Source organism: Cupriavidus ulmosensis, from assembly GCF_977008105.1.
Genome location: NZ_CDRMWP010000002.1, coordinates 25,198 through 46,361, shown reverse-complemented (window position 1 = coordinate 46,361; position 21,164 = coordinate 25,198). Strand labels below are relative to the sequence as shown.

The 21,164-nt window shown below is 71.0% G+C and carries 17 protein-coding genes; 5 read left to right on the top strand and 12 right to left on the bottom strand.

Annotation, left to right across the window (positions count from 1 at the left end; genetic code table 11):
• Positions 1-20 precede the first annotated feature (20 nt).
• The 6 genes from ACWTPI_RS20165 to ACWTPI_RS20140 form a co-directional block, all read right to left on the bottom strand.
• A complete protein-coding gene (locus ACWTPI_RS20165) occupies positions 21-1,007 on the bottom strand; it encodes a glycosyltransferase family 2 protein (RefSeq protein ID WP_454732525.1) in 987 nt (328 codons plus the stop codon).
• A 100-nt stretch (positions 1,008-1,107) separates the two neighbouring features.
• Positions 1,108-2,043 (bottom strand): DUF6625 family protein, encoded by a 936-nt coding sequence (locus ACWTPI_RS20160; protein ID WP_059412017.1) that lies wholly within the window; start codon positions 2,041-2,043, stop codon positions 1,108-1,110.
• Positions 2,043-3,182, bottom strand: coding sequence for a glycosyltransferase family 4 protein (locus ACWTPI_RS20155; protein ID WP_059412016.1), 1,140 nt, complete (start codon positions 3,180-3,182; stop codon positions 2,043-2,045). Before ACWTPI_RS20155 ends, ACWTPI_RS20160 begins: the two co-directional genes overlap by 1 nt.
• The gene (locus ACWTPI_RS20150) at positions 3,179-4,501 is read right to left on the bottom strand and encodes a lipopolysaccharide biosynthesis protein (RefSeq protein WP_454732524.1); all 1,323 of its coding nucleotides are present in this window, start codon (positions 4,499-4,501) and stop codon (positions 3,179-3,181) included. The genes ACWTPI_RS20155 and ACWTPI_RS20150 overlap by 4 nt, the downstream gene beginning before the upstream one ends.
• Before the next feature lie 4 nt (positions 4,502-4,505).
• On the bottom strand, positions 4,506-5,693 hold the full coding sequence (locus ACWTPI_RS20145; protein WP_020203302.1) for a glycosyltransferase: 1,188 nt from the start codon (positions 5,691-5,693) through the stop codon (positions 4,506-4,508).
• A gap of 7 nt (positions 5,694-5,700) precedes the next feature.
• Positions 5,701-6,570: a class I SAM-dependent methyltransferase gene (locus ACWTPI_RS20140; RefSeq protein ID WP_454732523.1), complete on the bottom strand. Its 870-nt coding sequence runs from the start codon at positions 6,568-6,570 to the stop codon at positions 5,701-5,703.
• Between the two features lie 859 nt (positions 6,571-7,429).
• On the opposite strand from ACWTPI_RS20140, the gene ACWTPI_RS20135 reads away from it, so the two are divergent.
• From ACWTPI_RS20135 to ACWTPI_RS20120, 4 genes are all read left to right on the top strand, one after another.
• Positions 7,430-8,302 carry a helix-turn-helix transcriptional regulator gene (locus tag ACWTPI_RS20135; RefSeq protein ID WP_020203300.1) on the top strand — a complete coding sequence of 291 codons (873 nt, stop codon included), beginning with the start codon at positions 7,430-7,432 and terminating at the stop codon, positions 8,300-8,302.
• 413 nt (positions 8,303-8,715) lie between these two features.
• Positions 8,716-9,810, top strand: coding sequence for a polysaccharide biosynthesis/export family protein (locus ACWTPI_RS20130; RefSeq protein ID WP_029043679.1), 1,095 nt, complete (start codon positions 8,716-8,718; stop codon positions 9,808-9,810).
• 5 nt (positions 9,811-9,815) lie between these two features.
• Complete coding sequence (locus tag ACWTPI_RS20125) at positions 9,816-10,280, top strand: arsenate reductase/protein-tyrosine-phosphatase family protein (protein ID WP_020203298.1); 465 nt, start codon at positions 9,816-9,818, stop codon at positions 10,278-10,280.
• Positions 10,277-12,523, top strand: a complete 2,247-nt coding sequence (locus ACWTPI_RS20120; RefSeq protein WP_454732522.1) for a polysaccharide biosynthesis tyrosine autokinase — start codon at positions 10,277-10,279, stop codon at positions 12,521-12,523. The genes ACWTPI_RS20125 and ACWTPI_RS20120 overlap by 4 nt, the downstream gene beginning before the upstream one ends.
• A gap of 34 nt (positions 12,524-12,557) precedes the next feature.
• Here the strand turns inward: ACWTPI_RS20120 and ACWTPI_RS20115 are convergent, their stop codons facing one another.
• The 6 genes from ACWTPI_RS20115 to ACWTPI_RS20090 all read right to left on the bottom strand — a co-directional run bounded on the left by ACWTPI_RS20115 (position 12,558) and on the right by ACWTPI_RS20090 (position 19,011).
• Positions 12,558-12,866, bottom strand: a complete 309-nt coding sequence (locus ACWTPI_RS20115) for a hypothetical protein (protein ID WP_020203296.1) — start codon at positions 12,864-12,866, stop codon at positions 12,558-12,560.
• Between the two features lie 74 nt (positions 12,867-12,940).
• Positions 12,941-13,369 carry a DUF2141 domain-containing protein gene (locus tag ACWTPI_RS20110; protein ID WP_155888084.1) on the bottom strand — a complete coding sequence of 143 codons (429 nt, stop codon included), beginning with the start codon at positions 13,367-13,369 and terminating at the stop codon, positions 12,941-12,943.
• A gap of 56 nt (positions 13,370-13,425) precedes the next feature.
• On the bottom strand, positions 13,426-15,090 hold the full coding sequence (locus tag ACWTPI_RS20105) for a sulfatase-like hydrolase/transferase (protein ID WP_454732521.1): 1,665 nt from the start codon (positions 15,088-15,090) through the stop codon (positions 13,426-13,428).
• A 58-nt stretch (positions 15,091-15,148) separates the two neighbouring features.
• Positions 15,149-16,960 (bottom strand): sulfatase family protein, encoded by a 1,812-nt coding sequence (locus ACWTPI_RS20100; protein ID WP_454732520.1) that lies wholly within the window; start codon positions 16,958-16,960, stop codon positions 15,149-15,151.
• A 56-nt stretch (positions 16,961-17,016) separates the two neighbouring features.
• Positions 17,017-18,225: a formylglycine-generating enzyme family protein gene (locus tag ACWTPI_RS20095; protein WP_454732519.1), complete on the bottom strand. Its 1,209-nt coding sequence runs from the start codon at positions 18,223-18,225 to the stop codon at positions 17,017-17,019.
• A gap of 171 nt (positions 18,226-18,396) precedes the next feature.
• Positions 18,397-19,011 carry a TetR/AcrR family transcriptional regulator gene (locus ACWTPI_RS20090; protein ID WP_231401609.1) on the bottom strand — a complete coding sequence of 205 codons (615 nt, stop codon included), beginning with the start codon at positions 19,009-19,011 and terminating at the stop codon, positions 18,397-18,399.
• Between the two features lie 137 nt (positions 19,012-19,148).
• Between ACWTPI_RS20090 and ACWTPI_RS20085 the strand changes: the two genes are divergently transcribed.
• The gene (locus ACWTPI_RS20085) at positions 19,149-21,122 is read left to right on the top strand and encodes a cellulase family glycosylhydrolase (protein ID WP_454732518.1); all 1,974 of its coding nucleotides are present in this window, start codon (positions 19,149-19,151) and stop codon (positions 21,120-21,122) included.
• Positions 21,123-21,164: the final 42 nt, after the last annotated feature.

Here is a 21,164-nt window from a genome sequence, read left to right as displayed (position 1 = left end):
TCAGCGTTGACGAAGCATGGTCAGGCCTTCAGCACCTTGGCTTCGATGATGCCGGTGACAGCGTCCACCGCGCCGGTCAGGCGCTTCATGTGCACGTAGGGAATCAGCAGCAGGCCGCTGTCCAGCATGCCGCGCAGCAAGGCGCGGTAGGCCGCCGCCGGCGAGCCGCGCCGCAGGGCCCACTTGAAGTCGCGGAAGTGGTCGATCGACCTGATCGTCGGCGGCAGGAGATCCTCCGCGGACAGCAGGGTCTCGGCCAGCGACCACAGGTCGGACCGCGTCTCGTAGATGTCCACCCCGGTCGTCGAGCTCACCCTGTGCGTGACGGCGCAGAGCATCGCGCTGAGCACCTGCTGGCTGGTCCGCTTGAACGAGATGCCGTCGACGTTGATGCGATAGCGCAGCAGCGGCTCCGGCAGGCGCGCGAACTCGAAATCGTCGACGCAGCGCAGCCAGTAGTCCGAGTCCTCGGCGCCGACGAAATTGCGGTAGCCGCCCACGCGCAGATACACCTCGCGCCGCATCATCACCGACGGATGGATGATCGGCTTGATCTTGCCCCGGAACAGCAGGGCGTTGGCCAGCGCCCGGCTGGTCAGGCCGCGCTCGGTTTCCTTGCCGATGACGCGGCCGTTCATGTCGATGGTGGTGATGTCGGTGCAGATCAGGTGGATGTCCGGGTGGCTGTCGAGAAACCCGGCCTGGACCTCCAGGCGCGTGTTCTCGCAGATGTCGTCGGCATCCATGCGCGCGATGTAGGCGCCGCGGGTCAGCCGCAGCCCTTCGTTCAGGGCGCCGACCAGGCCCAGCCGCTCCCGCCTGGCGACGACGAGCCGCGGATCGCGGTAGCCCGCCAGGATCTGGCTGGTCTCGTCGGTGCTGCCGTCGTCGACGACGATCAGCTCGAAGTTGGCATACGACTGCCCGAGCACGCTGTCGACCGCCTCGGCGAGATAGCGGGCGCCGTTGTGCACCGGCATGACGACACTGATGAATTTCGCATCCATTCTCATGGGACACCTGTCATTGTGATGTCGATTCATATCGCCGGGCGTGGCGGATGCCCGCTGGCGGTTCCCTGCCGCCCTCGGCACGGCGCGCCCGTCCTCAGGCGATCTTGCCCCTGACGCTCCTGATCAGCCGCCTGACCCGGTGCGGCAGCTCCTTCGAAAGATCCGCGAGACGCGCCGGGTTGTACTCGCGGATCAGGTCCTTGCCCGGCGGCACCGCCGCGAGCCCGCCGAAGCCGTCGCTCGCGATGGCGAAGCGGCTTGCGTAGGGGTCGCAGCTGCGCCTGGCCATCGCGCGCTTCTGGAAATGCACGTACATGTATTCGCTGGTGCTCCACCGCCCTCCCGAGTAGACCCCGCACAGGACCTTGCCCTGGTCGAAATAGAAAAGCTGCTGCCGCCGGTTGCGCAGCGCGTTGACGAACTCGAGCCGCCTGACGTGGGGATCGAGGTCGGCGATGATGGTTTCGTCCACGTAGGTCCGGCCGCCGTGATAGCGCCAGATCCGGTTGACGCCGATGTGCTCGTCGAAGCCGCGGTGGCGCTCGTCCGAGAGAATCTCGACCCAGTTCAGTTCGGGGTGATGGCGCCGGAACATGAAGTTCGCCTCGGGACAGTTCCGGTAGAGCGTCAGGTGGCCGACCGAGAAGATCTTCTCGGCGCCGTCGAGGATGTCGGCGCAGATGAAGCGGTCGAGCCGCCCGAAGATCATGTCCAGGTCGCAATGCCCCCAGTACGCGTATGGCCGGCCCGCGAGCGGCAGCAGCATCCAGTAGGCCGGCCGGAAATCGCACACCTTGTACGGCGAGCCGAACCGCACCGGTATGCCCAGGGCGTCGGCCGCCACCCGCCTGAACTCGTCCAGCGTGAGCGCGTGCATGTGCACGTTGGCGGGGATGTCGAACGCGCGCCAGTCGCAGTCCGTAAACACCAGCCAGTCGAACCCCGGATTGAAGCGGCAGGAGGTCAGCCACAGATCGAAATACGAGGGAAGCCGGCCGAAGTACACGGCGATGATGGCGACCGGCGGCATCACGCCCCCTCCCCGGCGCCGCCGATCGCGGCGATGAATGCCGCATAGCGCCGCGCGTAGGCCTGCCAGCCGAAGTAGGCGATGTCCGCGTCGCTCATCAGGTGGCGCGGTTCATGCGCCGGCTGCGCGCAGACCCGCTGCCGCGTGCGCGTGATCGCGCCGACCAGGCTCTCGACCGACTCCGCCTCGACGATCTCCACGGCGTGCTTGTTCGATATTCTCTGGCGTATGTCCGGCGCGCCGGTCTTCTCGCTCGCGATCACGCTCAGCCCCGAGGCCAGCGCCTCGAGCATGACCATGCCGAACCCGTCCTGCCGCGACGGCAGCAGCAAGGCGTGCGCCTTCGCGTAGGTCTCGCGCAGCATGCCGTTGGGAACGTGTCCGAGCGAGCGCAGGTTCTTCATCTGCGGCATGTGGCAGTCGCCGGCGGTGCCGGCGTGCAGGAAGGTCACGTCGGGCAGCCGCCGCGCGGCGGCGCAGATGATGTCCACGGCCTTGGTGCGCGACCAGTTGCCGACGAAGATCGCGGTGAAGTCGCCGGCGGGCCGCGGCGTCGGCATGAAGCGCGCCAGGTCGACGCCGTACAGGTTGAGGAACAGCTTGCGCTCGGGCACGCCGTGCTCGACGAAGCTGCGCACGCAGTTCCTCGAGGGCAGCGCGACATAGTCGGCCACCTCGTAGCTGCGCAGCTCGCGCCGCACGTAGCGCTCGGACAGCGTCGACACGCCGTTGTGCGCGGTCAGCGCGCGCTGGGTCAGCACGTGCATGGCGCCGCGGTCGGCGACCACCCGCGCGCCGTACATGCGCCGCGCGGCCTCGCCCGACTTGTCCATCATCGCCGACAGGCCGATGAACACGTCGCAGGGCTCCAGCCGGCGCGCGACCTGCTCGTCCATCCGCTCCAGCATCGACTCCACGCAGCGCCCCTGGAGCGCGGGCAGCACGCGCTGCAGCGCACCGGTGGCGAAGGGCTGGAGCGCCGCGAACTGGGCGCGGGCATGGCGCCGCGGAACGCCATCCCTGACGATGCGGTAGAGGGGATGGGAAGAGTAGTAGGTCACGTCGTTGCCGCGCGCGATCAGCTCGCGCGCCAGGTGGACGAGATGGAATCCCGTGGTGGTCGCGATGGCGATCTTCATGGCGCCACTCCACAGGCTTCGGTCTTGCCGGCCTGGCGCCGGCGCGCCGCCAGCAGCAGCGCCGTGAGCAGCACCTTGGCCACGTCGCCCACCACCTTGCCGATCGCCGCGCCGACCGCGCCATGCAGGCCCGCGAGGATCACGACCGCCACCACCCCGACCACCACCGAGCCGACCTGCGGCATCACCAGCGAACGGCTCGTCCCGCCGGCGAAGATCATGTTGTCGAGCGCATGGCAGACGATGGTCGCGGAGAACCCCAGCGACAGGATCAGCATGATCGTGACCGCGCCTTCGCGGTAGGGCCTGGCCAGCAGGAACGGCAGCAGATGGGGGCCCAGGTAATGGACGCCGAGCATGCCCATGACGCCGGTGAAGGCGGCGGCCGCGCACCACGCGCGGAATACCGCCTGCGCCTGCGCGGCGTTGTCCTGCGAGGTAAGGCGAAACAGGATCGGCCGGAAATAGTTGGACAGGATCGCGCCGCTGATGGCGAACGGGCGGCCGATGGTGCCGGCCGCCGCCGCATAGACGCCGACCGTGCCGGGCGCCGCGGCGAAGTTCAGGATGTAGCGGTCGACGTAGCTGCCGAGCCAGCCGATGACGGCCATCACGCTGAACGGCAGGCCGTAGCGCAGGGCCTCGGCGCGGCACGCCGACAGCACGCTCCGGTCGACCGAAAGGAAGAACCTGCCGCCGTGGAAGCGATGGTGGAAAAAAACCGTGGTGGCGATCTTGGCGATGACGTAGGCGTGAATGAACGTGGCCGCGTCGCGCGGCCCGAACCACAGCGCGCCGGTCACGGCGGCGAAACAGGCGCAGGCCTCCGCCACGATCCACGCGGAAAACCGCGCATGCTCGCTGTCGACGTTCAGCAACGTGGTCATGGCCGCCTTGGCGGTTTCCGCGGCCAGGTACAGGCAGGTGGACAGGCTCAGCAGGATGGCGGAAATGCCGCCCCGGCCGGTGAGCAGGCAGAAGGCCGCGACGCCGGCGACCACCACCGGCGACAGCATCAGCCACCACCGCAGGCATGCCAGGTACAGGCCGGCGGCGAGGCTGCGGCGCGCCTCGGCCTCCTTCTGGCGGCTGCAGTACAGCGCCAGGGTCTGGCTGAACGCCATGACGACCAGGCCGTCCAGCAGCGTGTAGCCGCCGAGGGCCAGCATGACGTAGCCGAACTCCGCGGTGTCCAGCAGCTCGGTGTAGACGCGGACCCCGGCGATGGCGACGAAGGCCAGCAGCACCTGGCCCCACACCACGTGGAAGAGGCTTGCCAGGCGGCCGGGCGCGAAGCGGAAGTGGGTGCCGGGCTGCATGGCCTCAGCCCGCCACCGCGGAGGCCGCCGCGGGAATGCCGGCGGCCTCGCTGCCGATGATCTCGAGCAGGCGCTGCGCCGCGCGCTCCGCCTGGAAATGCCCGCAGAAGGCCCGCGACGCGGCCGCGCGCATGCCGGCCTGCGCGGCCGCGTCCATGCGCAGCCACTGCTGCAGGCAGGCGCGGGTGCCTGCTTCGGTGTCGGGGCCGGCCAGGCCCGCGCCCTCCCCGACGATCTCGCGCCAGATGTTGACCTTGTCGGAGATCAGCACCGGCACGCCGCAGCCGAGCGCCTCGGCCACCGCCACGCCGAAGTTCTCCTGGTGCGAGGGCAGGCAGAAGACTTCGGCGGCGTGGAACGCGCCCCACTTGAGGTCGCCGGCGAGCATGCCGGTCCACGTCACGCGCGCCGCCAGCCCGCGCGCGGCGATGCGCCGCTCCAGCGCGGCACGCAGGGCCGCGTCCTGCGGGCCGGCCATCACCAGGTGCAGCGCCGGATGCTGCGCGGCCACGCCGGCGAACGCCTCGACCAGCAGGTCGCAGCCCTTCTTTTCATGGATGCGGCCGAGGAACAGCACGTTGCGCCTGCCGCGCGCGGCGGGAAAGGCGGCGAAGAACGCCGCGCGCAGCCGCGCGGCATCCTGCGGCGGCCGCGCGGTGCCGTAGGTGGCCACCACTTCATGGCAGCGGTAGGGCCAGAACGCGCCGCTGGCGCGCAGCCGCTCCTCGCCGGAGGTAAACAGTACGGCGCGCGCGCCGCGCAGCACCCAGTAGTCGCCGAGCAGCCAGTAGAGGCTTTTCTTCAGGTGCTTGAGCGGATAGTGCTGGCGGAACCACGGGTCCAGCATGCCGTGCGCGAAGACGAAGTACGGCACCGGCTGGCCGCGCAGCGCCAGGCACACGGCGAGCGCGTGGAACTGCCACAGCCCCTCGACCACCACCGCGTCGTAGTCGCGGGCGTGCGCGCGCAGCCACGCCACCATGCGGCGGTTGAAGCCGTACTTGAGCGTGGACGGCCCCAGCGCGATCACGTCGAGCTCGCTGTCGCGCACGCACGCGGCGTCGGGCGCGTCGCCGCAGCACACCTGCACCTGCACGCCGCGCTCGCGCAGCGGCGCGCGCAACTGGCGCACGCCCTCGATGGGGCCGCCGCCGCCGGGATCGATCGACGAGATGACGTGCAGGAGCTTCATGGCCGGCTCATTGCTCGTTCACCGCCCGCTCATTGCCCGCCGATTGCCGCGCGGCGCCGGCCGCCTTGCGCGCGATGAAGTGGAACCAGTAGACCTCGCCGAGATCCTGGCCGTCGCGCAGCGGCGCCGCGTCCACGTTGCCGAACACCACTTCGGTGTGCAGGCCGAGCCGCGCCAGCGCGCGGCGCTGCGCCTCGAGCTCGGTGTAGAAGATCACGATGCCGAACTTGTGCGCGGCGCACACGCGGATCGCGTAGCCGTCGAACTCGCGGTTCAGGCGCGAGTGGCGCAGGTAGTTGAAGGTGGCCAGCGGCAGGTTGCACAGCACCCGCGCGGCGTCGACGCCCACCGCGACCGGGTTGGCCGACAGGCGCGGCAGGCGCAGGAACTTGGAGAGATTCTCGCGGTAGCTGGGCCCGCGCAGATTGTGCGTGGAGAACAGCACCAGCCCGCCCGGGCGCAGCACGCGCGCGAACTCGCGCAGGATGGCCTCGCGGCCCGCGTGGTCCACCGCGTCGATGCCGTTGAAGCTGAACATCACCAGCGCGAAGTGGCCGTCGGGCAGCGCCGCCATGTCGCGCGCGTCCATCTGCTCGACGCGCACGCCCGGGTGGTTGCGCCGGCAGATCGCGACCATCTCGGGCATGTAGTCGACCGCGGTGTAGTCGCTGCTGAGCGCGCGCAGCGGCGGCACCGTGCGCCCGCCGCCCACGCCCACGTCGAGGATCGGCTGGCCGCGCACCTGGTCGGCCACCCAGGCGATGGCGGCGGCCTCGCCGGGATCGGTCCAGTCGCTGGCGGTGCCGAACCACCGCCGCGCGCCCCAGCTGCGCCAGGCGTGCCGGTTGATGCGGTCCTGCACCGTGTCTGCTGTCATGGGAACCTCGGGAAAGGAAAAAGCCGCCGCGAACGGATGCGCCGCCGTGTCCCGCCGTCGGCGGCGGGGCCAGCGGCCTGCGTTGCATCGAGGATGCCGGGGCGGTGGGGCGGGTTCTGTTCGTTGGCACACACGCTGCGGTGCGGCATGCCGCGACGCGGCGCGGGGAGTGCGGGGAGTGCGGGTAGCGGCGCCGCCGCATGCGCGGGCCGCGCCGGCGCGGCGGTCCGCGAGCACGCCGACACCGGGGGAGCGCGGCCATCCCCCTCATCCTGATGGCTGATATGACTCTCATCCGTGCGTCGCGCGGCGGCACGGGCGCGGAGCCCGCCGCGGGGGCGCGGATGCGCCACGCTCCACCCCGGGGACAAGTTTCAGATCTGTGTCAGGCCACCGCCGCGGCCGCGCCGCGCGCTTTGAAAATCCCGTTCCGGCGGTCTATCCGTTGCAGCGGTGAAACATAATCGCGGAATTACTGTTTCACCGCTGAAACTTAATCTTTTTGAATATGCCTCACCCTTTCGGGTACCCCGCCATCCGGCTTCCACCAAGGCTTTCCGGATGATGAAAGGAAATGCCTCCACCCCGTTCCGGGCGCCGGCAAAGCAACTTGATTTAACGCAAAGCAGACCATAAGATGACCTTAATTCGTTTTAAGACGAATGGCATTTGGGGTGGGTTCAGGGGGTCAGCCTTCCGGCATGCAGTCAGGTTCCGACAAATAAAGACGAGCGGGACCGGCCTGACGGTAGTACGGGGATAAATCGGGGCGACGCAAGCCAGCAGCTTGGGTCGTGCAGGTCCATATTCCGCTGCGTTCAACCTGTTTCCTGCCGCAATCAAACGGGGGAATAAGAACATGAACGCGCTGCTCATCGAGGGTCATCCTCTGTTGCGTCTGGGCCTGTTGCAGATGCTCGAACGCATCCACGGCGTGGACCACGTCATCACCGTCGACCCGGCCGACGTCGCCCTGCTCGACGGCAATCACTGCGACCTCCTCGTGTTCGGCATGCCGGCCGACACCGATACCGGCTGGCAGCTTCTCAACAAGGTGCGCACCGTGCTCAGCGCCGAGCGCCTGCTGCTGCTCGCCGACGTCCTGCCCCTGCAGATCCCGGCGCTGGCGATGGCGCAGGGCATCTGCGGCTGCCTGCCCAAGTCCGCTTCGCTGGCCGTGCTCGAGGCCGGCATCCGGCTGGCGATGGTGGGCGGCCAGCACGTGCGCGGCGTCGGCGGCCGCCAGGCCGGCGTGCCGGTCGGCGGCTATCCGCCGGGCGGGCGCGTGCCGGTGCTGGCGCCGCTGGCCGAGGGCGCCGCCTGCGGCCCGGCGGGCGGGCGCATCCAGGCCACGCCGTGCTCGCGCGACTCGCTGGCCGCCGTGGCGCGCCAGGGCGCGCCGGCGGGCGACGCCGGCAGCCACGGCGAGACCGCCTACGACGAGGCCGAGATGCTGCAGATCACGCCGCGCCAGTACGAGGTGCTGGTGCTGCTCGCGCGCGGCCACCCGATCAAGACCGTCAGCCGCATGCTCAATATCTCGGTGGCCACGGTGAAGAGCCACGCCTGCACGCTGTACCAGCGGCTCAAGGTGCGCAACAAGGGCGAGGCGGTCTACGCGGCGCTCCAGCGCGGCGCCTCGCTGGAGTGGGTCAGCGGCGACGACGCCGCGCCGCGCGCCACGGTGCGCGCCGCCGCCGAGTATGGCGCCGGCGCCTCGGCGATGCGCTAGCGCCCGCGCCGCGCCGCCCGCGCGGGAAGCGCGGCCGGGTCTGTCCGGCGGCGCTTCCCGCCGTGCTTTTGGGCCTCGCCATTCTGTCGTCGCGAGCCGCCAATCGATCATCGCCAGCCGCCCGCCGGCGTCCCCCCGCGCGGCCCGCCGCGCCTTGCCCGGCGCCGCTTTGCGCCGGTTCCGCGAGCCCCCGCCAATGTGGGACAGCGCACCGATGGGAGGTGCCGGGCGTCCTAGGATGACAACACGGGGGACTGTCGCAGTCGTTGCGCCGGGCCCGTCAGAGCGGGGAGGCTGCCGTGAACGAGACCATCGACCAGGAAGCGCGGGGCACGGACGAACAGCGGGATGAACCACGGAGCGGACAGGCGCATGGCCGGCGCCGCGCGGGGCGCCCGCTGGCCGCGTTCGCCATGCTGTGCGCGGCGCTGCTGGCGGGCGCGTGCGCGAGTTCGCCGGGCATGCACTTCGACGCCAAGGCGCCAGTGACCGCGGTCGGCCCCGACGCGACGCCGGACATCACGCCGATCACGCTCGACCTGGTGCGCAACCAGCGCAACGTGGCCCAGCGCGAGCTCGACAAGATCGACGAACTGTTCGCCACGCCCGAGCCCTACCGCATCGGCCCCGGCGACATCGTCTCGGTGGTGGTGTGGGACCACCCCGAGCTGGTGTTCCCCAACCAGACCTACAGCATCGGCGCGGCCTACGAGATCCCGGCGGTGGGCGGCGGCGCCAACGTGCCCGGCTACGTGGTCAGCGCGCAGGGCGACATCCAGTTTCCGTACGCCGGCGTGATGAAGGTCGCCGGCAAGACCGCCAACGAGGTGCGCGACCAGATCGCGCGCGTGCTCTCGCGCGTGGTGCGCGACCCGCAGATGACGGTGCGCGTGCTGGCCTTCCGCAGCCAGCGCGTCTACGTCGACGGCGAAGTGCGCACGCCCGGCATGCTGCCCATCGACGACGCGCCGATGACGCTGATCGAGGCGCTCAACCGCGCCGGCGGCGTGGTCAACCTGACCGGCGACAACAGCCGCATCCGCCTGACGCGCGGCGAGCGCAGCTGGCGCATCAACATCCCGGCGCTGCTGGCGCGCGGCGTGGACCCGTCGCGCATCCTGCTCAGGAACGGCGACATCGTGCGCGTGGAGCAGCGCGAGGACAGCAAGATCTTCGTCACCGGCGAAGTCGTGCGCCCCACCACGCTGCTCATGCGCAACGGCCGCATGACCCTCAACGAGGCGCTCGGCGACGCCGGCGGCGTCAACCCCGGCTCGGCCAACGCCGAGCAGATCTTCGTGATCCGCAAGGACACCGACAGCAAGCCCAAGGTCTACCACCTCGACGGCACCTCGCCGGTGGCACTGGCCATCGCCGAAGGCTTCGAGCTGGAGGCCAAGGACGTGGTCTACGTGGACGCGCGCGAGCTGGTGCGCTGGAGCCGCGTGATGAACCTGCTGATTCCGTCGACAGGCCCGGTCATCGGCTCGGCCACGGCCATCAAGTAGATGCCATGATCCGCTCGATCCTGGTCGTGTGCATCGGCAACACCTGCCGCAGCCCGATGGCGCAGTACCTGCTGCGCGACGCGCTGCCCGGATGCGCGATCGCCTCGGCCGGGCTGGCGCCGCTGGAGGGCGCCGCGGCCGACCCGCATGCCGTGCGGCTGCTCGCCGAGCAGGGGCTGGACCTGTCCGGCCACCGCGCGCGCGCGCTGGACGGCGGCATGGTCAGCGGCGCCGACCTGGTGCTGGTGATGGACACAGAACAAAGAGAGGCGCTGGAGCGCCAGTTTCCGCAGGCACGCGGCAAGATCTACCGGCTTTGCGAGTTCATGCACGCTGACGTACCCGACCCCTACGGCTGTTCGCAGAACATGTTCCGGATCGTGCTCGGGCTCGTCGGACAGGGCGTCGACACATGGTCGGAGCGGATTCGCGCCATGGCACGGGATCCATACCACGGGGAGGTAGCATGAACACGATCAATCCGCACGACATACTGCCGGGCTCGCCGCACCCGGCCCGGGAGAAAGGGATCGACCTGACCGGCTATCTCGACATCCTGGTGCGCTACCGCTGGACCTTCGTGGCGGTGGCCGGCACGATCTTCCTGCTGGGCGCGACCTATGCGTTCTTCACCAGGTCGGTCTACCGCGCCGACATCGTGGTGCAGGTGGAGGACACCGGCAACAGCAACGCCGGCGGCAAGCTCGCCGCCAGCATCGCGCCCGTGTTCGAGGTCAAGCCGGCCGCGTCGGCGGAGATCGAGCTGCTGCATTCGCGCATGGTGGTGGGCAAGGCGGTGGACAACCTGCGCCTGTTCATCGACGCGCGGCCGCGCTACTTCCCGCTCGTCGGCCAGCCGCTGGCGCGCTACAACCCGGGGCTGTCCGAGCCCGGGCTGTTCGGCTGGGGCGGCTTCGTCTGGGGCGACGAGCACATCGCGGTGACGCGGCTCGACGTGCCGGCGCGCCTGGAAGGCAAGCGCATGCGGATCACCGCGCTCGACGGCCAGCGCTACCGCCTGGCCGTCGACGGCGACGACAAGGGCGCCACCGGCACCGTGGGCCAGCCGCTGCTGGCGCCGACCGCGCGCGGCAACGTCGAGATCGTGGTGGCCGAGCTCGACGCGCGGCCCGGCGCCGAATTCACGGTGACGCGGGTGCCGCGCGCCAACGCGATCGCAATGCTGCAGCAGACCCTGCAGATCTCCGAGCGCGGCAAGTCCAGCGGCGTGATCGGCATCACCCTCGAAGGCCCCGACCCCGACCTGATCGCCGCCACGCTCAACGAGATCGGCACCGAGTACGTGGACCAGAACGTGCGCCGCCGGGCGGAGGAGGCGGAGAAATCGCTGGCCTTCCTCGAGCAGCAGCTGCCGCAGGTCAAGCAGCAGGTGGAGACCGCCGAGACGCGCTACAACGCGCTGCGCAACCAGCGCGGCACCATCGACCTGACCGAGGAGTCGCGGCTGATCCTGGCGCAGTCGGTGCAGCTCCAGACCCGCCTGCAGGAGCTGCGCCAGAAGCGCCAGGAACTGGTGACTCGCTTCACCGGCAACCATCCGAGCATCGGCATCATCGACGAGCAGATCGGCAGCCTGAACACCGCGCTGGCCGCCGTGACCACGCGCATCCAGAAGCTGCCCGAGGTGGAGCAGAACGTGGTGCGGCTGATGCGCGACGTCAAGGTCAGCACCGAGATGTACCAGACCCTGCTCAACGACGCGCAGCAACTGCGCCTGACCAAGGCCAGCAAGGTCGGCACCGCGCGCCTGGTCGACCCGGCCGAGGTGCCGCTGCAGCCGGTGCGGCCCGACCGCAAGCTGCTGGTGATGTTCGCCGCGCTGCTCGGCACGGCCGGCGCGCTGATCGTGGTGTTCCTGCGCCACCTGCTCGACGGCGCCGTGTCCGAGGCCGACGACATCGAGAACCAGACCGGCTTCACGGTCTACTCCACGATCCCGTTCAGCCCCGAGCAGTCGCGCCTGGCGGCGCAGGGCGGACCCAACGCGCTGCTGGCCTGCCGCATGCCGGAGGACCCGGCGATGGAGAGCCTGCGCAGCTTCCGCACCGCCTTGCAGTTCTCGCTGCTGGGCACGCGCCATCCGGTGGTGCTGGTCACGGGCCCCTCGCCGGGCGTGGGCAAGTCCTTCATCTGCGCCAACTTCGCCGCGGTGCTTGCCGCCGGCGGCAAGCGCGTGGTGCTGATCGACGCGGACCTGCGCCGCGGCAACCTCAACCACCGCTTCGACACCGCGCGCGGCCCCGGCCTGACCGAGCTGCTGCACGGCGCGCCGGTGGAGGACACGGTGCGCCGGCAGGTGGTGCCCGGGCTCGACTTCATTCCCACCGGCACGCTGCCCACGCATTCCGCCGACCTGCTGCTCAGCCCGATGATGGACTCGCTGCTCGCCGCGCTGAAGTCGAGCTACGACGTGGTGCTGATCGACACGCCGCCGGTGCTGGCCGCGTCCGACACCGGCATCCTGGCCACCAAGGCCGACGCCGTGTTCATGGTCGCGCGCGCGGACGCCACCACGATGGACGAGCTCGAGGCGGCCGGCAAGGCGATCCGGCAGGGCGGCGGCGAGGTCAGGGGCGTGCTGTTCAACGGCCTGAACGTGCAGGGCCGCTGGTACCGCGCGCACTACAACTTCGGCAAGTACCGCTACCTGAGCTACCGCTACCAGGACGCGGAGGTGGTGCAGGGCCGCTGACCGCGCCGGCGCGCGGCGGGCACGGCGGGCGCGCTCAGGCCCTGCGCGTGGCCCGCATCGGGAAGCGCCCGAACACGCCGGCGGCGATGGTGCCTTCGAGCGTGTCGCCGGCCAGCACGGCCTCCACCTTGAGCGACAGCGGCAGCGGCGAGGTGAGCTTCATCCTGAAGCTCACGCGGTCGCCGTCCAGTTCGCCGTCGGTGACCTCGACCGAGGCCTTCTCGCTCGCGTTGGTGCCGCCGAAGGTGCCGGCACCGGTGCCGACGATGGTGAGCACCGAGTGCTGCTCGCCGTTGGGCGTCTGCGAGACGCAATCCCACTGGCCGCTGATTTCTGCCGTCATGAACTTCCTCTGCTGCTGATCCGATCCAACATGAAACAATGCGGCGCCGCCCCGCGCGGCCCGCCCCGCCGCGCCTAGCGCAGCCCGACGGCCTGGGTCTGGCTGGCGCCGTCGAAGGAAAACTTCGCCTCGCCAAAGGCCGGCGGGCCACTCGTGATCCACGCGCCGCGGGAAAAACCCAGCGGCTCGACCGGGATCCCGATGACGTTCTTGTCGAGGTCGCCGTTGCCGTTCCTGTCCTGGTACGCGATGATCGCATAATCGCCGGCCGGCAGGTCCTTGAACATCACGACGACCTCGCCCGGCGCGGCGGCCTGCTCCTGGCCCCGGAACAGCGGGCCTTTCGGAAACTCGCCGGCATTGTTGAACAGTCCCACGCGCACCGTGCCCTCGCTGCCCTGGACGTTGCGGACCACCACCTTCAGGTCTCCCGCGCTGGCCGCGCCGGCCGCGCATGCCAGCAGGGCGGCCGCGCACTGCATGAGCGATATCTTTCTCTGCATGTTCCTCGTCTCCTTTTTCGTTTCGGTTGCGCTTCGATTTCACTTCTGCTGCACTGTTACTTCGCTTCGACTCCGTCTGAACTCCGCTTCGGCTCCGCGCCGCCGGCCGCCGGCGGCGCGAATGCCGCGAATGCCGCATTGACGCGGTCGAACTCCGGCTCGGCCCTGGCGATCGATGCCTCGAAGGCCAGCGCCGCGCGCGCCAGCCGTTCGGCAACGGCCGGCTCGGCCGCCGCCTGGTCGTATTTCTCCGCGGGATCGCGGCCGAGGTGATAGAGCGTGGGCTTGTCCAGCTTGCGCTGCGGGCCGCCCGGGCGTCCGCTTGTCTCGTAGAGATTGAGCTTCCAGTCGCCGTCGCGCCACGCCTGCAGCCGGCCCTTGTAGTAGTACGGCAGCACCTGGCGCGCGCTCGGCGCGCGCCCGCGCAGGGCCGGCCCGAGGTCGACGCCGTCGATGGCCGCGTCGGGCAGCCTCGCCCCGGCGAGCGCGACCAGGGTCGGCAGGAAGTCGTAGGTCGCGCCGATGCCGTCGACCACGGCCGGGCGGATCGTGCCGGGCCACCAGAACAGCGCCGGCACGCGCGCGCCGCCTTCATAGGTGGATGCCTTGCCATCGCGCAGGATGCCGGCCGAGCCCACCATGTCTTCATACAGGATCCAGGGGCCGTTGTCGGAGACGAAGACCACCACGGTGTCCTTGGCGTTGCCGCTGCGCCGCAGCGCATCGAGCACGCGCCCCACGCTGTGGTCGAGCTCCGCGATGGCGTCGCCCACCGGGCCGCCCTTGCTGCTGCCGGCGAACTCCGGCGCCGGCAGGTGCGGCAGGTGCGGCTTCTCGTAGCCGACCCAGGCCAGGAACGGCTTGTCGTGCTTCCCGCCGACGAAGCCAACCACCTGGTCGGTCAGCCGCCGGTTGTACTGCCGCTGGTCGATCGGCCGCTCGATGACCTCGTCGCGATAGCCGGCCCCGCCCGCCTTCGCGATCCGCTCGCTGCGGATCAGCGGCAGGTTCCAGTACTCGCTCCTGGGATGGCGGAAGCTCGCGGTGGCCTGCTCGTAGTACAGCGAGAACAGCGCCAGCGGCGACTCGCCGGCCGCGTAGCGGCGCCGCAGCTCGCTGGTGGACACGCCGCCGATGAAGTAGGCGTCGTTCGACATCGGCGTGCCCCACCAGGAATCGAAGCCGTGGCGGGTCGGATAGGCGCGCGGCGCGTCGCCGAGATGCCACTTGCCGAACAGGGCGGTGGCGTAGCCGGCATCGCGCAGCAGGCTGGCGACGGTCGTCTCCCGGTCCGGGAAGCCGTAGGGATCGTCCTCGATCTGCACCGTGTTGACCACGCCGTACAGGCCCGTGCGGGTTTCGACGCGGCCGGTCAGCATGGCGCCGCGGCTCGGCGAGCAGACCGGCGAGCTCACGTAGAAATTGGTCCAGCGCTGGCCCTCGGCCGCCATGCGGTCCAGGTTGGGCGTGCGGAACACCGGATGGCCGTAGCTGCCGAGATCGCCCCAGCCGAGGTCGTCGGCGACCAGCACGACGATGTTGGGGCGCGTCGGCGCGGCTGTCCGTGCGGGCGCTTGTGCGAGCGCTCGTGCGGGCGTCTGTGCCGCGGCCCGCGCCGCGTCGGGCGCGGCGCCGGATGCGGCGGCAAACGTGGCGCCAAACACGGCACCAAACGCGGCGGCCAGCAGCGCGGCGGCGCGCATGCGCGAACGGATTGTCATGGGTTTTTCTCCCTTGCCTGTGTTGGCGGATAAGGATGCACGCATAAGGACGCGCGCATCAGCGCGCCGGCGGCACGACCGCGCGGCCGTCGGCGTAGTCGACGCGCGCCGCGCGATAGCCGATGCGCATCGCGTTGACGTGGAGGATCTCGCCCGGCGCGAGCGGGATGACCTCGCCGCCGTAGACCGTCCACGCGGGCGCGGCCGGGCGCTTGTCGCCGAGCCGGGCGAAGTTGCCGCCGAACAGTTCGCCGGCCAGGCGCTCGTAGTCCCAGCTCTGCACGATGTGGGCGGCGGGCGGCGGCGCGGCGGCGCGCTCGATCCAGTAGCCGATCGACGCCCCGTCGGTGCCGCACGCGATGCGCACGCCGTCGGCCACCGCGATCACCTCGGGCGTGGCGGTCGCGGGCGGCTCGCTCGCGCCGTGCCACATGCGCGCCAGCATGTCGCGCTCCGGCACGCCGCCGAGGTCGCCGTACTGCATGGTCCAGGCATCGAGGGCCTGCCGGAGTTCGGCGAGCTTGTCCTGGTAGCGCGGGTCGCCGGCCAGGTTGCGCTGCTCCCACGGGTCCTGCTCGGCGTCGTAGAGTTCCTCGGCGGGCTTGGGCCCGAACCACGCCGCCTGCGCGGCCGACAGCGTGCCGGCGTCGCGCTGCCGCAGGATGTCCTGCATCATCGGCAGCATCAGGCGAAAGCGCAGGTTCTGGTAATACGGCTTGTCCGGCATGTAGTTGCGCAGGTAGCGGTAGCGCGCGTCGCGCACCATGCGCACGCGGTCGTACTCGGTATCCATGCGGTCGCGCGCGGCGAATACGTACTTGCGCGGCGCCTGCGCCGGCGGCCCGCCGAGGAACGCCTGACCCTGCATGTAGCCGGGCACCGGCACGCCGGCCAGCGACAGCACGGTCGGCGCGAGGTCGACGCCGCTGACCAGCGCGTCGCTGCGCGTGCCGGCGCGCCGGCCGCCGGGCAGCCGCACGATCAGCGGCACGCGCGTGCCGCGCTCGAGCACTTCGCGCTTCATCCACGGCAGGCTGCCGCCGTTGTCGGCCAGGAAGAAGATGGCGGTGTCGTCGTACACGCCGTCGTCCTTGAGCATGCGGACCAGCTCGCCGACCTGCCGGTCCATCAGCGCGATATTGGTGTACATGCGGGCGATGTCGCCGCGCACCGCCGCGGTGTCGGGGAAGACCGGCGGCACCGCCACCGCGGCCGGCTCCGCCAGCAGCGCGTCCTTGCGCAGGGCCACCATCGCCTCGTGGGTCAGGAAGAAGTTGTAGACCGCGAAGAAGGGCTTGCCCGCGGGACGGTTGCGGTAGGACGCGGCCGGGCCGCTTTCGTCCCACACGGTGACGGGCGCCTCGAACTGGTAGTCCTCTTTCTGGTTGTTGGTGGTGTAGTAGCCGGCCTTGCGCAGATGCTCGGGGAACGCCTTGACCTGCGGCGGCAGCACCACCGAATAGCTCGCGGGAATGCCTTCCGGCCGGGGCCGGGCGCCACCGCCGGGCAGCTCCGCGCTGCCGGTGCGCATGTGGTGCGCGCCCACCGAGGTCGGGTAGGTGCCGGTGATCATGGCCGCGCGCGCGGGCGCGCACACGCCGGCGGTCTGGTAGGCGTGGGTGTAGAGCACGCCCTCGCGGGCCAGCTGGTCGATGTTCGGCGTGCTGGCCGCGCGGTCGCCATACGCGCCGATCAGCGTGGTGATGTCTTCCACCGTGATCCAGAGGATGTTCGGCCGGGCTTGCGGCTGCGGCTGCGCGTGCGGCGTGCCCGCGCACAGGAGCAGCGGCAGGGTGGCCCAGCGCGCGGCGTGGCGCAGCGCGCGAGCCAGGCCGGCGCGCGCGGCCCTCATGCGGTTGCGTGGATTCATGCGGTGATGCCTCCCGTGTCGGCTGGTTGGGGCGGAGGGGTCTGCGCCGGCGCGTTTCAGCCGCCGGCGGCGGCCTGTTGTGCAGCCTGTGGTGCGGCTTGTTGCGCGGCCCGCTGCGCCTGCCACGCGGCCTCGTCCAGCGCCAGCCGGAAGCCCAGGTGCGACATGCTGCTGTCCGGGTCGGTCCCCTGCCGCGCGCTCGGGCGGTAGCTCAGGCAATAGTCCTGGCTGCAGAGGAACGAGCCGCCACGCATCACGCGCTTCGGCGCGCGCGCGGGCACGCCGGCGGCATCCCAGCTATGGTCCGGGCCGCGCGGGTCGGCCTCGACACGGCCCGCGCGCGCCACGCGCCGGAACTGGTCGGCGCGATACCAGTCGGCCACCCATTGCCAGGCATTGCCGGTCATGTCGTAGAGCCCGTAGCCGTTGGCGGGGAACGTGCCCGCCGCGCTGGTGCCGGCCGCGCCGCCGGCCCTGGGGCTGACCACCGGGAACGGCTGCGGCTGCCGGCCCTGCCAGACGTTGGCCATCTGCCGGCCGCCCGGCGCGAACTGGTCGCCCCAGGCGTAGGTGGCCTGCTCCAGTCCGCCGCGCGCGGCGAACTCCCACTCGGCTTCGGTCGGCAGGCGCTTGCCGGCCCAGCGCGCATAGGCCTGCGCGTCCTGCCAGGACACCTGCACCACGGGATGGTCGTCCTTGCCCGCGATGGCGCTGCCGGGACCGCCCGGGTGCCGCCAGTCGGCGCCGGCGACGAAGCGCCACCAGCGCGAATAATCGTGCAGCGGCACCGGCCGCTCGGTGCCGACGAAGACCAGCCCGCCGGGCACCAGCGCGCTGTCCGGCGGGCGCGGCGTGCCCGCCGGCAACTGGGCCTTGAGCGCGTCCCAGCCGGGCGCCTTCTCCGCGCTGGTGACGTAGCCGGTGGCCGCCACGAACGCGCGGAACTCGGCGTTGGTCACGTGATGCACGTCCATCCAGAATCCGCTGACGCGCGTCTCGTGCGCGGGGCGCTCGTTGGCCTGCGCGAATTCGTGGTCGCTGCCCATCATGAACCGGCCGCCGGGAATCCACGCCATGCCGCGCGGGCCGTGGAGACCGTCGCCGACGATGGCTTGCGGAGCGGCCGGGCCGCCCGGCGCGGCGCGCGTGCCGGCGAGCGACGCGACGCCGCCGCCGGCGATGCCGATGGCGGCGGCCACCACCGCGAGCGTGGCGAGCGCGGCAATCGGGACTACCGGACGAAAACGCGAGGATCGTGCGGGCATGTGGCATTTCCGGTCATGGCGCCGGCGCCATGCCGGCATGAGCGGACCGCGGCGGCACGGGGCCGGCTGCGGCTGCGGTCGCGGCGGCGCCACCGCGCCGTCGATAATTTACTATCACATCAGTAAATATCATGGACAACCGGGACAAACCCTGAACGACGCGCCCGCCGCCTAGGGCGTGATGGCTTCGACGAACAGGCGGCGCAGCTCCGCGAGCTGGTGGTCGATGCGGACCACGTCATGGCCGAGCGAGCGGCCGATGGTGACGCCGCGCAGCACCGCGACGCTGAGGTCGCGCAGCATCTCCAGGCGCGGCGCGTTGGGCAGGCCGCCGATGGCCTCGCGCCAGGCGCCGTCGAACGCGGCCTCGCGCTGCGCGATGGCCGGCAGCACCTCGGCCTGGAAGCCCGGGTCGCGGCGCGCCGCGAGCAGCAGCTCGAGCAGCGCGATCTGGTTGACCGACGAGGCGTGGTTGCCGGCGGAGTCGAGCAAGGCCAGCAGGCGCTCGCGCGGCGCCAGGAACGGCGGCGCCGCGGCGGCGAAGCGCGCCGCCATCTCGTCGTAGATGGCGTCGATCACGGCCGCCATCAGCGCGTGTTTACTCTCGAAATGGTAAATCAGGGCCGCGCGCGTCAGGCCGACGCGATCGGCAATTTCCGAAATCGTGGTGCCGGCGTAGCCGAGCTCGGCCAGGCACGCGATCGCGGCGTTCAGGATCCCGGCCTTGGTCTGCGCGGACATCTCGGCGTTGGACGTGCTGTGCTCGCGCGTTCTCCTGGGCTTCACTGATGGCTCCGATTTCGGATTTGGGGGCAATTGCCGCGTGCCATTGTAAACCCCATGTGTACTTTTCGCGCAAACAAACTAACCTACTGGAAAGTTAATAAATTGCGACCTCCAACATGGGAACGACAGGGAACGACATGACACTGACACGCCTGCATACCGAAGCCGAACGATTCATCGATGTCCAGGGCCGGCAGATCCTGCTGCGCGGCGTGAACCTCGGCGGCGACAGCAAGGTCCCCTATCCGCGCGGCGGCACCCAGTACCCGACCGACTTCGCGGACCACCGCGAGGTCTCGTTCGTCGGCCGCCCGTTTCCGCTGGCGGAGGCGGACGCGCACCTCGCGCGCATCCGCGGCTGGGGCTTCAACTGCCTGCGGCTGCTCGCCACCTGGGAGGCCATCGAGCATGCCGGCCCCGGACAGTACGACCACGCTTACCTGGACTACTTCGCGGCAATCTGCCGCAAGGCGGGCGAGCATGGCCTGTACGTGTTCGTCGACCTCCACCAGGATGCGTGGTCGCGCATGAGCGGCGGCGACGGCGCGCCGGGCTGGACGCTCGAGGCGGTCGGGCTCGACTGCCTCGCGTTCGATGCCGCGCACGCCGCGCACGTCATGCAGCACCGCTTCGACTTCGCCGACGCCAGCCCGCTCCAGCCCGGCTATGCGCGCATGAGCTGGCCGCTCAACTACCGGCTGGCGGCCAACGGCATCATGTGGACGCTGTTCTGGGCCGGCCGTCGGCTGACGCCGGACTTCCGCATCGCGGGGCGCAACGTGCAGGACTATCTGCTGGAGCATTTCCTCGGCGCGGCCGAGCAGATCGCACTGCGCGTGCGCGACCTGCCGCACGTGATCGGCTTCGACATGCTCAACGAGCCGGGGCTGGGCTGGCTCGGGCAGGCGCTCTCGACCGACCGCGGCCTGCCGCTGCCCGGGCCCGTCGTCACGCCGCTCGCGGCGCTGGCGACCGCGCGCGGCATCCCGACCGAGGTCGCGCTGAATCCGTCGAATCCGCTGGACCCGTCGAGCGCCGCCGCGCCGCGCGCCACCCGCGTGCTCAACGCGGCCGCCCGCCCGATCTGGCGCGACGGCGCGGCCTGCCCGTTCGAGCGCGCGGGCATCTACCGGCTCGACGACGGCATCGCCGTGCCGCTCGACGAACACGCCTTCGACCGCGTCGACGGCCGCGGGCTGGACATCGCCGAGGACGTGTTCGCGCCGTTCTTCACCCAGGCCGCGGCGCGCATCCGCGCCCACCGCGCCGACTGGCTGCTGATGGCGCAGATGGATCCGATCGGCATGCTCACCGGGCGCGACTATCCCGCGCGCATGCCGGCGCAGTCGGTCAACACCTGCCACTGGTACGACCTGGCGCTGGTGATGACCAGAACCTTCGACCCCGGCGCCAGCGTCGACCTGCTGACCGGCGAGCGCGCCGAGGGGCCGGCGGCGCTACGCGAGCGGCACGTGCGGCAACTGGCCGCGCTCAGGGACGCCGCGCGCCGCTTTCCCGGCGGCGGCGCGCCCACGCTGATCGGCGAGTTCGGCATTCCCTACGATCTCGACGACGGCCTGGCCTACGCGCAGTGGGCCGCCGGCAGGCGCGACGCCTTCGCCCCGCACACGGTGGCGCTCGAGCTGATGTACGAGGCGCTGGACCGGCTGCTGCTCAGCGCCACCCAGTGGAACTACACGGCGGGCAACCGCAACGACCCGCGCATCGGCGACCAGTGGAACCAGGAAGACCTCTCGATCTTCTCGGCCGACCAGATCGACCCGGCCGACCCGGCCTGCGATGGCGGCCGCGCGGTGGCCGGCTTCGCGCGGCCCTATGCGTGCGCGGTGCAGGGGCGCCTGGGCGCGATGTCCTTCGAGCGCGGCGCGGGCCTGTTCGTCGTCGAGTACGAGGCCGACGCGGCGGTGCCGGCGCCGACCGAACTGGTGCTGCCGCGCGCGCAGTTTCCGCACGGCGCGGAGATCACCGCCAGCGGCCCGGTGCGGCACAGCGAGGAAGACCGGCGCGGCGGGCGGGCCCGCATCTGGGCCGCCGCGGACGGCGCCGTGCGCGTCACGTGCCGCCGCCGCGCCGCGCCGCGCGGCGCATGACCGGCGCGCGGCGCGCCAGCCGCGGCGGCCGGCGATCCATGT